Origin of the sequence: Streptomyces sp. NPDC047085 (genome assembly GCF_040643735.1) — a bacterium.
GTDB lineage: Bacteria > Actinomycetota > Actinomycetes > Streptomycetales > Streptomycetaceae > Streptomyces.
Window position 1 is genome coordinate 1 of record NZ_JBEYUW010000002.1, and the last position, 13,173, is coordinate 13,173.

The 13,173-nt window shown below is 70.0% G+C and carries 13 protein-coding genes; 10 read left to right on the plus strand and 3 right to left on the minus strand.

Annotated elements, in window-relative coordinates; genetic code table 11:
* Positions 1-136 precede the first annotated feature (136 nt).
* Entirely contained in the window at positions 137-1,348 is a 1,212-nt protein-coding gene (locus ABZ865_RS05725; protein WP_361224438.1) for a S8 family peptidase, read from the minus strand.
* 406 nt (positions 1,349-1,754) lie between these two features.
* On the opposite strand from ABZ865_RS05725, the gene ABZ865_RS05730 reads away from it, so the two are divergent.
* Positions 1,755-4,226 carry a SpoIIE family protein phosphatase gene (locus ABZ865_RS05730; RefSeq protein WP_361224441.1) on the plus strand — a complete coding sequence of 824 codons (2,472 nt, stop codon included), beginning with the start codon at positions 1,755-1,757 and terminating at the stop codon, positions 4,224-4,226.
* A 9-nt stretch (positions 4,227-4,235) separates the two neighbouring features.
* On the opposite strand, the gene ABZ865_RS05735 is transcribed toward ABZ865_RS05730, so the two are convergent.
* Entirely contained in the window at positions 4,236-4,769 is a 534-nt protein-coding gene (locus ABZ865_RS05735; protein ID WP_361224444.1) for a GNAT family N-acetyltransferase, read from the minus strand.
* A 439-nt stretch (positions 4,770-5,208) separates the two neighbouring features.
* Between ABZ865_RS05735 and ABZ865_RS05740 the strand changes: the two genes are divergently transcribed.
* From ABZ865_RS05740 to grpE, 4 genes are all read left to right on the plus strand, one after another.
* Positions 5,209-5,349, plus strand: coding sequence for a hypothetical protein (locus ABZ865_RS05740; protein ID WP_361224447.1), 141 nt, complete (start codon positions 5,209-5,211; stop codon positions 5,347-5,349).
* A 108-nt stretch (positions 5,350-5,457) separates the two neighbouring features.
* Entirely contained in the window at positions 5,458-5,934 is a 477-nt protein-coding gene (locus ABZ865_RS05745; protein WP_361224450.1) for an Hsp20/alpha crystallin family protein, read from the plus strand.
* An 88-nt stretch (positions 5,935-6,022) separates the two neighbouring features.
* Entirely contained in the window at positions 6,023-7,918 is a 1,896-nt protein-coding gene (gene dnaK, locus ABZ865_RS05750; RefSeq protein ID WP_361224453.1) for a molecular chaperone DnaK, read from the plus strand.
* 2 nt (positions 7,919-7,920) lie between these two features.
* Positions 7,921-8,385 (plus strand): nucleotide exchange factor GrpE, encoded by a 465-nt coding sequence (gene grpE, locus ABZ865_RS05755; protein WP_361224456.1) that lies wholly within the window; start codon positions 7,921-7,923, stop codon positions 8,383-8,385.
* Positions 8,386-8,418: 33 nt separating this feature from the next.
* Here grpE and ABZ865_RS05760 read toward each other — a convergent pair whose 3' ends face one another.
* Positions 8,419-8,859 (minus strand): hypothetical protein, encoded by a 441-nt coding sequence (locus tag ABZ865_RS05760; protein WP_361224459.1) that lies wholly within the window; start codon positions 8,857-8,859, stop codon positions 8,419-8,421.
* 346 nt (positions 8,860-9,205) lie between these two features.
* Here ABZ865_RS05760 and ABZ865_RS05765 point away from each other — a divergent pair, with 346 nt between their 5' ends.
* From ABZ865_RS05765 to ABZ865_RS05785, 5 genes are read left to right on the plus strand one after another with little or no spacing between them, the layout of a single operon-like run.
* Complete coding sequence (locus ABZ865_RS05765; protein WP_361224462.1) at positions 9,206-10,375, plus strand: ATP-binding protein; 1,170 nt, start codon at positions 9,206-9,208, stop codon at positions 10,373-10,375.
* The gene (locus ABZ865_RS05770) at positions 10,372-10,773 is read left to right on the plus strand and encodes a roadblock/LC7 domain-containing protein (protein ID WP_361224465.1); all 402 of its coding nucleotides are present in this window, start codon (positions 10,372-10,374) and stop codon (positions 10,771-10,773) included. The genes ABZ865_RS05765 and ABZ865_RS05770 overlap by 4 nt, the downstream gene beginning before the upstream one ends.
* A complete protein-coding gene (locus tag ABZ865_RS05775) occupies positions 10,770-11,147 on the plus strand; it encodes a DUF742 domain-containing protein (protein WP_361224468.1) in 378 nt (125 codons plus the stop codon). The genes ABZ865_RS05770 and ABZ865_RS05775 overlap by 4 nt, the downstream gene beginning before the upstream one ends.
* Positions 11,122-11,715 carry an ATP/GTP-binding protein gene (locus tag ABZ865_RS05780; protein ID WP_361224471.1) on the plus strand — a complete coding sequence of 198 codons (594 nt, stop codon included), beginning with the start codon at positions 11,122-11,124 and terminating at the stop codon, positions 11,713-11,715. The genes ABZ865_RS05775 and ABZ865_RS05780 overlap by 26 nt, the downstream gene beginning before the upstream one ends.
* An 8-nt stretch (positions 11,716-11,723) precedes the next feature.
* Positions 11,724-13,076 carry a cytochrome P450 gene (locus tag ABZ865_RS05785; RefSeq protein ID WP_361224474.1) on the plus strand — a complete coding sequence of 451 codons (1,353 nt, stop codon included), beginning with the start codon at positions 11,724-11,726 and terminating at the stop codon, positions 13,074-13,076.
* The last annotated feature ends 97 nt before the right edge of the window (positions 13,077-13,173 follow it).

The following is a 13,173-nucleotide window of genomic DNA, read 5'->3' on the forward strand; positions in this document are numbered from 1 at the left end:
CGCGCGGCCGCGGGGGCGGCCCGGGGGGGGGGTCCCGGCTTGTCGTGGGGGGGGGCCCCCCGGGGCGCCCCGGGGGGCGGGGGGGCCCCGCCCGTGCGCACGGGCGGCACCACCGGGCCCCTGGTTCCTCGTGGACCTACTCGGTCACCTTCAGCAGCTTGTTGGGTGTTCCGCTGCCCGGGTTGGTGATCTTGTCGCTGGTTGCCGCGGCGGTCAGCGCGGAAGCGACCTGAGCGGGAGTGGCGTCCGGGTGTCCGGCCAGGTAGACGGCGGCGGCTCCGGTGACATGGGGGGTGGCCATGGAGGTGCCGGAGATCGTCTTGGTTCCCTGGTCACTGTCGTTCCAGTCGGACGTGATGTCCGAGCCCGGCGCGTACAGGTCCACGATCTTGCCGAAGTTGGAGAAGTCCGACTGGGCGTCGTCCTTGGTGCTGGAGGCGACCGTGATGGCCTCGGGCACGCGGGCCGGTGAGCCCTGTCCCGCGTCCGCCGACTCGTTGCCGGCGGCGACCGCGAACGTGACGCCGGAGGCGATGGCCTTCTTGACCGCCTCGTCGAGGGCGGGGTCGGCGCCTCCGCCGAGGCTCATGTTGGCCACCGAGGGCCCCTGGTGGTTCTTGGTCACCCAGTCGATGCCGGCGACGACCTGCTCGGTGGTCCCGGAGCCGTTGTTGTCCAGCACGCGGACCGCGACGATCTTGGCCTTCTTGGCCACACCGTGGGCGGCACCGGCGATGGTCCCCGCCACGTGGGTGCCGTGGCCGTTGCCGTCGTCGGCGTTGCCGTCGTTGTCGACGGCGTCGAACCCGGAACTGGCCCGCCCTTCGAAGTCCTTGTGGCTGATGCGGACGCCGGTGTCGATGACGTACGCGGTCACGCCCTCGCCGGCCTTGTCCGGGTAGGTGTACTTGCCGTCGCCGGCCGTGTCCTTCTGGTCGATGCGGTCCAGGCCCCAGGACGGCGGGTTGTCCTGGGTGGCGTCGATGTGGAACTTCTTGTTCTGGACGACCTTGGACACCGCGGGGTCGGCGGCGAGCCGCTTGGCCTCCGTCTCGGTGAGGCTGTCGGCGGAGAAGCCGTTGACCGCCGAGCCGAAGGTCCGGCGGACCTTGCCGCCGTACTCGGTGGCCAACTCCTGCTTCTGGGCGCCGGACGCCTTCTGGTCCAGCAGGACGATGTAGCTGCCGGCCACGGCTCCTTCGGCATGCAGTCCGTAGACCGTGCCTTCCGCGGGCTGTCCGGCCTGGGCGATGGGGGACACGTACAGGGCGGTACCGACGACGGTAGCGGCGGCCGCGACCGCGGTGACGGTCCTGGCCTTGCCCATGCGTTTGTGATGCGCCGTCAAGAGGGGTCTCCTCGTGAAGTGGGGGGATCGACGTTCGAACGGCAGCGCTGCGCGTGCTCTGGAGCCTGTCGACTTGTCGCGGACAGATCAACCCCATGACGTGCCCCTGACACTTCGATCGCGATCGATCTCCACAGGATTCGCGCACATTCGAAGCAACCCGAATGCGAACGTGCAGCCCTTTACGCTGGTTGAATCACCAAGAAACGACGAAGAATTATCCGTGCCGATTTCTTCACCAGCCGCTCACGCGCGGCGTTCCTGTCGGGTCGTCAGCCACTGCGTCGGCATGGTGCGGGCAGTCCGGTGTCCCCCCGGAGAGCCGGTCGGCTTCTCCCGGACCGTCGTCGTGGGGCCGACGACCGGGTTGTGGCCGCCGGTGGCCTGACCTGCGCACACTGGATGTATGCGCGGGATGACCGGCGGCCGGACGGCGGAGCTCGAGGACGTGCTCGCCGAGGCCGTCGTGGAAGGCGTCCAGGGCACGAGCGCGTACGCGGGGAGCATCTTCCTCCGCTCCCGCGACCGTCGGTCGATCGTGCTCGCCGCGACGTGCGGAGTGCCGCCTTCCCTGCTGGGTGGCTGGAGCCTCATCGCGGTGAACAGTCCCATCCCGGTCGCCGTGGCATACAAGTCCGGGCGCACGGTGCACCTGGCCGACGCCGATGAGACGATGCGGAGGTTCCCCCAGCTCGCGGTGGCTCTGCCGCATGCCTTCGGCTCCTGCTCGGTGCCGGTGCACGCAGGAGGGGAGCGCTTCGGGGCGCTGGCGATCGTCTGGTCGGCGTCACCGGGCGGCGAAGGACTGTCCAAGGCCCAGCGCCGCCACCTGCGGAGCGTCGCCGGCCGGCTGGGCAACCGACTGGCCGCGCTCCGTGACCGTACCGGCGAGCCCGTGGAGTGCGACCCGAGGACGGTTCCCGTGGAAACCCCGGCTCCCTCGGCAGCAGCCGCACGGGTGGGGTTGTTCGACTGGGACCTCGGCTCCGGAACCCTCAGCGTGGACGAGGCGTTCTGCGCGATTCTCGGTCTCGACCCCGATGCCTTCGACGGACGCGTCGAAACACTCGCTTCGTGCCTGCACCCCGGTGATCGAGCGGCGTTCCGGGCCTGCGCCCGGGAGGCGGCGGGCGAGGGCCGGATCACCGCGCGCCGGCTGCGCGCACGGGATCACGGCGACGGCGGCGGAGGCTATCGCACGGTCGAGCTGTGGGGCCGCGCCCCGGAGGCCGACGACCCTCGCCTCGGCGCGCGAGTGGTCGGCGCGGTCGTGGACGCCCAGGCCGGCACCACGGCCGTCGCCGCGCTCGAACGGCTGCGGGAGGGGCTGTTCTCCCTCGCCCCGGACGGACGGGTCACGTATGCCAACCGCAGTGCCCTGCGCCTGCTGGACGTGTCCGCCGACGAGGTACTGGGCCGCTGCCTCTGGGACGCCCTGCCATGGCTGTCCGACCCCGGCGTCGAATACCGGCACCGGTCCGCGATGATCTCCCAGACGCCGTCGTCCTTCCTGGCGAACCGGCCGCCCGACCAGTGGCTCGCCTTCTCCCTCCACCCGCGGGCGGACGGGGTGACCGCCTGTGTGGCGCCCGCGTCCCGTGCCCAGTCGGCCGCCGCGGTGTCCGCCGCGCCGGTCACCGCGGTACCCGCCGCCGCACCGGCCCGTTTGGGTGCCATGTACCACGTCCTGCAGCTGAGCAGCGCCCTGACCGAGGCAGTCACCACCCGCCAGGTGTGCGAAGTCGTCTCCGACCAGTTGCTGCCGGCCTTCGGGGGTCAGCAGATGGCGATCTACGAGGTCCACAGCGAAGCGATGCACCTGCTCCATCACACCGGCCGCCACGAGGAATTCCTCGACTGGCTGGAGGGCGTTCCGCTGCGCGCCCGCCTGCCGGGAACCGAGACCCTGACGTCCGGTGCCCCGCTCTTCATCGAGTCGCAGCAGGACCTCACCCGGGGTTACCCGGGAGTCCCCATGGGCCAGGTGAGCTCATGGGCCTATCTGCCGCTGATCGCCTCCGGCCGCCCGGTCGGCACCTGCGTTCTCGGCTTCGACGAGATCCATCACTTCACCGAGAAGGACCGCGGCGTCCTCACCGCACTCGCCGGGCTGATCGCCCAGGCCCTGGAACGAGCACGGCTCTACGACGCCGAGTTCGCCGTGGCGCACGGCCTGCAGCGGGCGCTGCTGCCGCACCGGCTGCCCACCGTCCCGGGTATCCGCGCCGTCGCCCGCTATCTGCCCGCCAGCAGCGGTATGGACATCGGTGGCGACTGGTACGACGTCATCCTCACCGACAGCGGGGCCCGCCTCGTCATCGGCGACGTGGAGGGGCACAGCATCGCCGCCGCGGCCACCATGGCACAGTTGCGCAGCGCGGTACGGGCCTTCGCAGCCGTCGGCCATACGCCCGGCGACGTGATGGCCGGCGTCAACCGGACCCTGATCGACCTCGACTCCCACCTGCTGGCCAGCTGCTGCTACCTCCATCTCGAGCCCCACGGCCGGCACGCCTACGCGGTGACCGCCGGGCACCCGCCTCCTCTGCTCCGCCGCCCCGACGGCACGACCGAGGCCCTCGACCTGGATGTCGGCCCGGTGCTGGGCGTGGATCACGCGAGCGCCTACCCCCAGACCCGTGTCGCGCTCCCGCCCGGATCCGTTCTCGCCCTCTACACGGACGGGCTGGTGGAGGAACCCGGCACCGACATCGACGTGGGGATCGACCGCCTGCGAGCATCACTGGCCCACGCGCGTGCGGACTCGCTGGACGAACTCGCCGACCGGATCCTGCACGAGGCCCGCCGCTCCCCCTACCGTGCCGACGACATCGCCCTCCTGCTCACCGAGCACGGTGTCGGCCACGGCTCGCGGTGAGCACGCCGTTCAGGGTGCGGCCGGGTCCTGGAGCAGGATGCGGAGGTCGAGCACGGACCCGGTGGAGTGGGCCGGTGTCGCGTCCAGTTTCTCCAGGACATGGAGCATCGGTGTGTTGCTCGCCGACACCGCGGCGGCCAGTGTGTGGTGGCCCTCGCGGCGGGCGACGATCGCCGCGTGCGCGGCCAGCGCGGTGCCGAGCCCCCTGGCCTGCCACGCGTCCTCGACCAGGATCGCGAGCTCCCCCACGCCCTGCTGATCGGTGCGCATGACGTTGGTCATGGCGATGATGTGGTCCGTGCGCCCGGCTGGAGTGGTCACCAGCGTGGTGCCGCGCTCCGGACTGGACAGCCGGCGCCATTCGGCAGGTGAGAGCCCGGACCTCCCCGCGTTGTACCGCAGGGCCCGGCTGCCCGGCGAGCATCGGCGGTGCAGTTCCTGGACCGGTACCAGGTCGACGGGGACCGCCTCCCGGGTCCGGGTGGCGGTGCCGTCGGTCAGGGTGATCGAGTGTGCGGCGTCTCGACGGCCGGCGTCGGGCATCGACGTTCTCCTCACATTGCGATCGCGACCTTGTGATGGTGACTGCTGTGCCGCGGGTCCCGGGGGTCGGCGCGGCCTCGTCACCGCAGCAGTCTTTTGCCGCCTCCCGGCCGGCTCAAGAGGACTTCGCGTCACGTCGATCGCGCTGCGCTTACGTACGGACACGGAGGGAGACGGGAACATGAGGGGGTCACGGTCGCCATCGGCGGCGATGCTGCGCTTTGATCACGCCATCGCTCAAGGATTTACGCGGACGTCCGCCCGGCCCGCGCCTCCAGGGCAGGCCGACGCACGTCGTCCGCGCCTCGCGCGGGTGACCCGCTTCCGTGGACCGCCGCCCTCGCCTCGGACGCGGCGGGGCAGGGAAATCCCAGCATGTGGGCGTCCGGTTCGCATTCGCGACCTTTTGCGTAGCATCCCGGCAGTTTGAGGAGGCGCCATGAGCGAGCATGTTCACGTCCGCATCGGGGACGGCCTGAGGGTGAGCGACGACGGTGATGTGATCGAGCTGTCGCACTGCCCCTGCGGTGCCACATGGGCCAGGACTCATCGGGTGGACGAGGGCGTCCCCGAGGAGTGAGCAGGGCCCCGGCCTGAGCATCGTGAGCAGCCCCTGAGCAGCGTGAGCAGGACCCGAGCGGGTACTCGCCAAAAAGAAGAGACTCAGGGAGGCGGGACAGTCATGAACATGCCTGTACGACGCACCTCTGGCAGGCTCGCCGAGCGGCCGTTCCCCGGGTGGATGAGGGACCCGATGGCCGAGTTCGACGACCTGTTCAGCCGCATGGGATCGCTGCTGGAATCCACGTTCGGCGCGACGCCCGCCGCCACCGGCGCCGCCGCCTGGGCGCCGTTGGCCGACTTCTCCGAGACCGACGACGCCTACATGATCGAGGTCGATGTTCCGGGCGTCGCGCGCGAGGACATCGACATCGAGCTGAGCGACCGGGACCTCATGATCAGCGGCGAGATCAAGGAGAAGGAGCGGACCGGCATGCTGCGCCGCTCCATGAGGCGGACGGGACGCTTCGAGTACCGGACGCTGCTGCCCGGTGAGATCAACACGGAAGGGGTCGACGCCACTCTCCGCGACGGAGTGCTGACCGTCAAGATCCCGAAGACGGAGATGACCAAGCCCCGCCACATCGAGATCAGCGGAGACTGAGGACGCCCGGGCCGGGCCGCCGTCGAGGCCCGTGCACCGGCGCAGGCGCCCCTGACGAGTACAGCGACGACGAGGAGGGAGAGCCCTCATGGCGCGTCCGGTAGGCATCGATCTCGGTACGACGAACTCGGTGGTGTCGATCCTCGAAGGCGGAGAGCCCACCGTGATCACCAACACGGAGGGCGCCAGGACCACGCCGTCGGTCGTGGCGTTCGCCAAGAACGGCGAGGTCCTCGTCGGGGAGGTCGCCAAGCGGCAGACCGTGACGAACGTCGACCGCACCGCCCGCTCGGTCAAGCGGCACATGGGCGATCACGCCTGGCGCTTCCCGGATCACGGTGACATCGACGGCAAGCGGTACACCGCCCAGGAGATCTCCGCCCGCGTGCTGCAGAAGCTGAAGCGGGACGCGGAGGCGTACCTCGCGGAGGACGTCACGGATGCCGTCGTCACCGTCCCGGCCTACTTCGACGACGCCCAGCGCCAGGCGACCAAGGAGGCCGGTGAGATCGCCGGCCTCAACGTCCTGCGCATCATCAACGAGCCGACGGCGGCGGCACTGGCGTACGGACTGGACAAGGAGAACGACCAGACGGTCCTGGTCTTCGACCTCGGCGGCGGCACCTTCGACGTGTCCCTCCTCGACATCGGCGAGGGTGTGATCGAGGTGCGGGCGACCAACGGCGACACGCATCTCGGCGGCGACGACTGGGACCAGCGCGTCGTCGACCACCTGGTCAAGCAGTTCAAGAACGGGTACGGGGTGGACCTGTCCAAGGACAGGATGGCGGTCCAACGGCTGCGCGAGGCCGCGGAGAAGGCCAAGATCGAGCTGTCCAGCGCGTCGGAGACGACGATCAACCTGCCGTACATCACGGCCTCCGCCGAGGGCCCGCTGCACCTGGACGAGAAGCTGACCCGCGCCCAGTTCCAGCAGCTGACGGCGGACCTGCTGGACCGCTGCAAGGCACCGTTCCACAACGCGGTGAAGGACGCCGGGATCAAGCTGTCCGACATCAACCACGTGATTCTGGTGGGCGGTTCGACGCGCATGCCCGCGGTGACCGACCTGGTCAGGGAGCTGACCGGCAAGGACCCGCACAAGGGCGTCAACCCGGACGAGGTCGTAGCCGTGGGCGCCAGCCTGCAGGCCGGTGTGCTCAAGGGCGAGGTCAAGGACGTCCTGCTGCTCGACGTCACCCCGCTGTCCCTCGGCATCGAGACCAAGGGCGGCATCATGACCAAGCTCATCGAGCGCAACACCACGATCCCGACGAAGCGCTCCGAGATCTTCACGACGGCCGAGGACAACCAGCCGTCCGTGCAGATCCAGGTCTACCAGGGCGAGCGCGAGATCGCGGCGTACAACAAGAAGCTCGGCATGTTCGAGCTGACCGGTCTGCCGCCGGCCCCGCGGGGCGTCCCGCAGATCGAGGTGGCCTTCGACATCGACGCCAACGGGATCATGCACGTCTCCGCGAAGGACCTCGGCACCGGCAGGGAACAGAAGATGATGGTGACCGGCGGTTCCGCGCTGCCGAGGGACGACATCGACCGGATGGTCCGTGAGGCCGAGCAGCACGCCGAGGAGGACCGCGGGCGCCGGGAGGCGGCGGAGACGCGGAATCAGGCCGAACAGCTCGTCTACTCCACCGAGAAGCTCATCAAGGACAACCCCGACAGGATCCCGGACGACGCGAAGCGCGAGACGGAGACGGCGCTGGCCGACCTGAAGGAGAAGCTCAAGGGTGAGGACACCGCCGCGATCCGGCAGGCCCTGGACCGGGCGGCGCAGGCGGCCCAGAAGATCGGGACCGGGCTGTACGAGAGGGCGCGCGCGGAGAGCGGTGCCACGGCGGGTGCGGCCTCGGACGCCTCGGCCGGCGGGCCCGGCTCGGACGAGGACGTGGTGGACGCCGAGATCGTCGACGAGGAGGACGAGAAGAACCAGAACAAGGACCAGGGCAAGGGGGAGGCGGGCTGACGATGGAGAACGGCCGGCTGGAGACCACGGACGTCACGCGGCTGCGGCGTCTGGCGGAGGAGCGCACGGCCGACCTGCAGCGGGTGAAGGCCGAGTACGACAACTACCGCAAGCGGGTGCACCGGGACCGCCTGGCCGTGCGCGAGATCGCGGTGGCCAACGTCCTGCGCGCCCTCGTGCCTGTCCTGGACGCCGTCGACCGCGCGTGTGCCCACGAGCCCATGACCCCGGGTCTGAAGGACATCGCCGACACCCTGTGGACCCAGGCGGGATCTCTGGGGCTCAGGACCTTCGGGGAGGCCGGTGATCCCTTCGACCCCACGTGCCACGACGCCGAGGCCCATCACGTCTCCCCCGAGGCCGACCGGCTGATCTGCACCGAGATCCTCCGCCCCGGCTACCGGGTCGGTGACCAGCTGCTGCGTCCGGCCCTCGTCGAGGTCACCGGGCCGCCCCCGGCCCGGTGACCTCGACGCGAGCACACCGCTCGGCCCGCTCGCTCAGTCCCCTTCCTCCCCTTCCTCCACTTCTTCCCCCGCCACGGGGAGCGGCTGCCGGCAGGGCGTGGAGGTGTCGATGTTCGGCGCCGCCCGGCCGAGCCTGTCCACGACGGCCTCGGCCTCCTGTTCGTCCTGCTCGGACACGGCGAGGAGCAGGAAGGGGGCGGGCGGCCGGAGTTCGACGCATACGACGGGTGTGCCGGGCCGCACGGCGGTGAAGTCCTTCCCGGCTTGGTGGCAGCGTGTACCGAGGGACAGGGTGCCGGGGATGGAGCAGCCGCTCTGGCGGACTCCGCGCAGGGTGCGCCACCAGTCGGGCTCGACGGTGACCCGGCGGACCGCGGCCCAGGGCAGGCGCAGGTCGCCGTGGTGGGCGGTCACCTTCTCCCACCAGGCCAGGTGTACGACCACGGCGTCGTCCTCGGCGAGTATGCGGGCCATCGTTCAGCACCTCGCTCGCCGCGTACCCGCGCCGTCTTCCGGAAAACATGTCGTACGTCCGTATTGACTCCGAATGAGGGCGGAAGCCCGTTTATCGGTTGTCTTGTCGGGCGTGGTGGTAACTGATTGACCGTCAATTGTTCATCGGCGAGCCGATTTTGTCGGTCTGGGAGTCTCTCTCGCGGTGATACGATCACGCTCGTTTGTAGAGCGGGCGGACGCGAGCAGGACGGCATCCCCGACTACGGGGACGGCCCGGGCGGAGACCCCGGTGCGGGCGGTCCGGCGGTCCACCCGCGTCGAGGGGAATTCAGCAACTGGCCGTCAGTCGCCTGAAGAGAGTCTTATGACGCATTACATACCCGACCCGGTGTCCTGGGTTCTCCTGGTCATCACGATTGCCGCTGTTGCCCTGATCGTTCGGCAGCGCAGGGCGACCCGGGCGCTCAGGCAGGAGATCACGGGCCTGAGGGATCACAACTCCCGGCTCGAGAACGAGTACGCGCGGTCCGTCGAGGTCGCTCACGAGCGCGCCGAGGAGGCGACGAAGACCGTACTGAAGTCGGCGATGCGGACCCTGCAGGGTCTCGCCGCGGAACAGCAGCTCATCGTCTCCCGGCTGCAGAACAAGTACGGCGAGTCGGTGATCCTCCAGGACCTCCTGGAGATCGACCACACCAACTCCCAGTTCGGCCGCCGCGCCCAGTCCATCGCCGTGCTGTGCGACGGCTGGCTCGGCCGGCAGCGCGAGGTGGCGTCGGTGTACGACGTGGTCCGCAGCGCGCAGGGCAGGATCCGCCATTACCGGCGGGTGGAGATTCTCTCCCAGGTCGACTTCGGCATCACCAGCCGTGCCGTCGAACCGGTGGCGCTGGCCCTCGCCGAACTTCTCGACAATGCCACCAGCTATTCCAGCCCCGACACGGTCGTGGAAATCAATATCCGTACCGTGCCGAAGGGTATTTGCATCGTCGTCGACGACGCCGGTGTCGGCATGAACGACGAAGAGCGGGCCCGGGCGGAGAAACTGCTGTCGTCGGAACGTGTCTCCGGTGTTTCCGGACTCGGCAATCCGCCGCAGTTCGGCTTCGCCGTGATCGGTGTGCTCGCCGAGCGTTTCGGCTTCGAGGTGTCCGTCGACTCCACCTCCCCCTACGGCGGCGTCCGCTCGGTCCTGCTGCTGCCGCACGATCTGCTGACCAGTGCCCCGGAGCAGAAGGAGCCCGCGCCGGTCGTCTCCACCGTCGCACCCGAACCGGCCGCCGCCTCCGGCGGTCCCGAGCCGGTGGCGGTCGGCACCACGACGGCCGACGGCCTGCCCAAGCGGCGCCGCAAGCGGCCCATGACGATCGTCCCGGGCGGCACCGCGGCCGGCCCCGCCCCCGCCCGCTCGGGCGCGGAGTCGGCGGCGATCATGGGCGCCTTCCAGCGGGGCACGCAGTCGGGCCGGGCCACGCACGCGGACACGACGAGCAGCACACCTGGTGCGAGCAGTGAAGGGCATGATGTCTCGTGAACGACGATCTGTCATGGATGCTTGACAGCGCTCTGGAGATTCCCGGGGCTCTGCACGCGGTCCTGATCTCCGCGGACGGCCTGCTGATGGCCCGGACCAAGGACTTCGACAAGGACAACGCGGACCGGGTGGCGGCCGCGATGAGCGGGGTGCAGTCGCTCAGCCGCTCGCTCGGGTTCTTCTGCGAGGGCGCGAACCAGCAGTGGCGGCAGACGCTGGTCGAGTTCGACGGCGGCTGGGTCTTCCTGATCTCCGCGGGCGAGGGCGCCTACCTGGGTGTCTCCGCGTCCCCGGACGTCGACATGGCGGACATCACCTTCCGGATGCAGCAGCTCGTCGGTCAGCTCGGCAAGGCGCTTACGACGCCGCCGCGCGAGAACCTCGGCGCGCGGTCATGAGCGGGTTCGGCGAACTCGAGCCGCAAACGCCGGAATTAGTGCGACCGTACGTCATCACCAAGGGGCGGGGGCTGCCCGACGAGGAGCAGCTGTCACTCATCACCCTGGTCACGGCGGCGGCCGACTCCGAGCAGCGGCCGACCCGTCTGTCACCGGAGGAACAGAACCTGCTGGACCTGTGCTCCGCCGGCTACCTCTCGGTCGCCGAGATCGCGGGTCACACCCAGCTGCCGCTCGGCGTGGTGAAGATCCTCCTCGCCGCCCTCACCGAGGGCGGTTACCTCATCACCCGCCCGCCGGTGCAGCGGGCGCCTCTCGCCGACAGGGAGATCCTGGAGGAGGTGCTGAATGGTCTCAGGGCCAAGTTTGGATGAGGCGGCGTACGTCCGCGGCGGCGCGACCCAGACCGCCGTGAAGATCCTCGTCGTGGGCCACTTCGCGGTCGGCAAGACCACGTTCATCGGGGCGATCTCGGAGATCGAGCCGCTGTCCACCGAGGAGACGATGACGCGGGCCGCCGAGGCGATCGACGACCTCAAGGGGGTCCACGGCAAGACCACCACCACGGTCGCCATGGACTTCGGCCGTCTCACCATCAGCGAGCGCGTCGTGCTGTACCTGTTCGGCACGCCCGGCCAGCAGCGCTTCGTGCAGATGTGGGAGGACATGGCGCGCGGCGCGCTCGGCGCGCTCGTGCTCGTGGATCCCGAGCGGCTCGCCGACTCGTTCGCGGTGATCGACCTGATCGAGCAGTACGGACTCGACTACGCCATCGCCGTCAACCACTTCGACGGCTCCCCCCTGCGTGACGAGGCCGCACTGCGCGATGCACTGGACCTCCTCGACGACACCCCCGTCGTCACCTGCGACGCGCGAGACGAGAAGTCGTCGGCCGAAGCGCTCATCACCCTCGTCCGCCATCTGCAGGAACGCGCCCGCTAGGAGCAACCATGGACGCTGAATCCACCCCCGTGCCCCCGCCCGGGTGCCCGGCCCACAACTCCGGGGCCCGAGTCCCCCTGTACGGCCCCGAGTTCGCGGCCGATCCGCAGGCGTACTACTCCTATCTGCGCCACTACGGCCCCGCCGCTCCCGTCGAGCTCGCTCCCGGTGTGGAGGCAACCCTCGTCACCGACTACGCGGCGGCGCTGCAACTCCTGCAGGACTCCGCCTCGTTCCGCAAGGACGCGCGCCGCTGGCGGGACCTCAACGAGGGCAAGATCCCCGCCGACAGCCCGGTCGCTCCCGTGCTGGCGTACCGGAACAACTGCATGTTCAGCGACGGCGCCGAGCATCTGCGGCTGCGTCAGGCGGTCACCGACAGCCTGTCCAAGGTGGACACCCGCCGGCTCACCCAGTCCACCGAGCGCATCTCCGACTACCTCATCGCGCAGTTCGCCGGCCGCGGCTCGGCCGACCTGCTCGCCGACTACGCCAAGCAGTTGCCGCTGTTCATCTTCAACGAGCTGTTCGGCTGCCCCGCCGGCATCGGCGACCGGGTGGTGTTCGGCGTCACCGGCATGTTCGACGGCGTCAACGCCGAGAAGGCGATGGAGGTGCTGTTCGCGGCCGTCGGCGAGCTGATCGCGCTCAAGCGCGCCCGGCCCGGCGAGGACGTCACCAGCTGGCTGATGCAGCATCCGGCCCGGCTGACCGACGAGGAGATGCTTCATCAGCTGGCCCTGCTGCTGGTGGCGGGCAACGAGCCGCTGCGCAACCTCATCGGCAACACCCTGCACCGGCTGCTCACCCACGACGCGTACGCCCACCAGGGCGGACTGATCGACGAGGCGCTCGACGACACGCTGTGGGAGAACCCGCCCATGTCGAACCTGGGAGCCCACTACCCGGTGGCCGACATGGAGTTCGCCGGGCAGCAGCTCCGGGCCGGTGACCTGGTGCTGGTCAGCTTCGCCGCCGCCAACACCGGCCCCGCCCTGACGGCTGCCCGCCAGGCGGGCAGCAACCGGGCCCATCTGGCGTGGAGCGCGGGCCCGCACGCCTGCCCCGCCAAGGACCCCACCCGGCAGGTCACCGTCACCGCCGTGGAGAACCTGCTCAACCAGCTGCCCGACGTCGAACTCGCCGTCCCCGCCGACAGCCTGACGTGGCGTCCGGGCCCCTTCAACCGGGGTCTGGTCACCCTGCCCGCCCGGTTCACGCCGACGCGGGCGGCGGGCCGGCCGAGGCCCCAGCCGGCCGTCCAGCCGGCCGCGCAGCAGCAGCCGGCGGCGGCCGCGGCAGCCGGCAAGGCCGAACGCGGGGGCAAGTGGAGCCAGTTCCTCAACTGGCTGAAGGGGTGATTCACACAACACCCGTCAACTCCTCACCATTGCATGACGATTCAACTGTGGGGGTAGTGAGCAACGCGTCCCATCGAGTTGCTCATGAGTCGAAGGA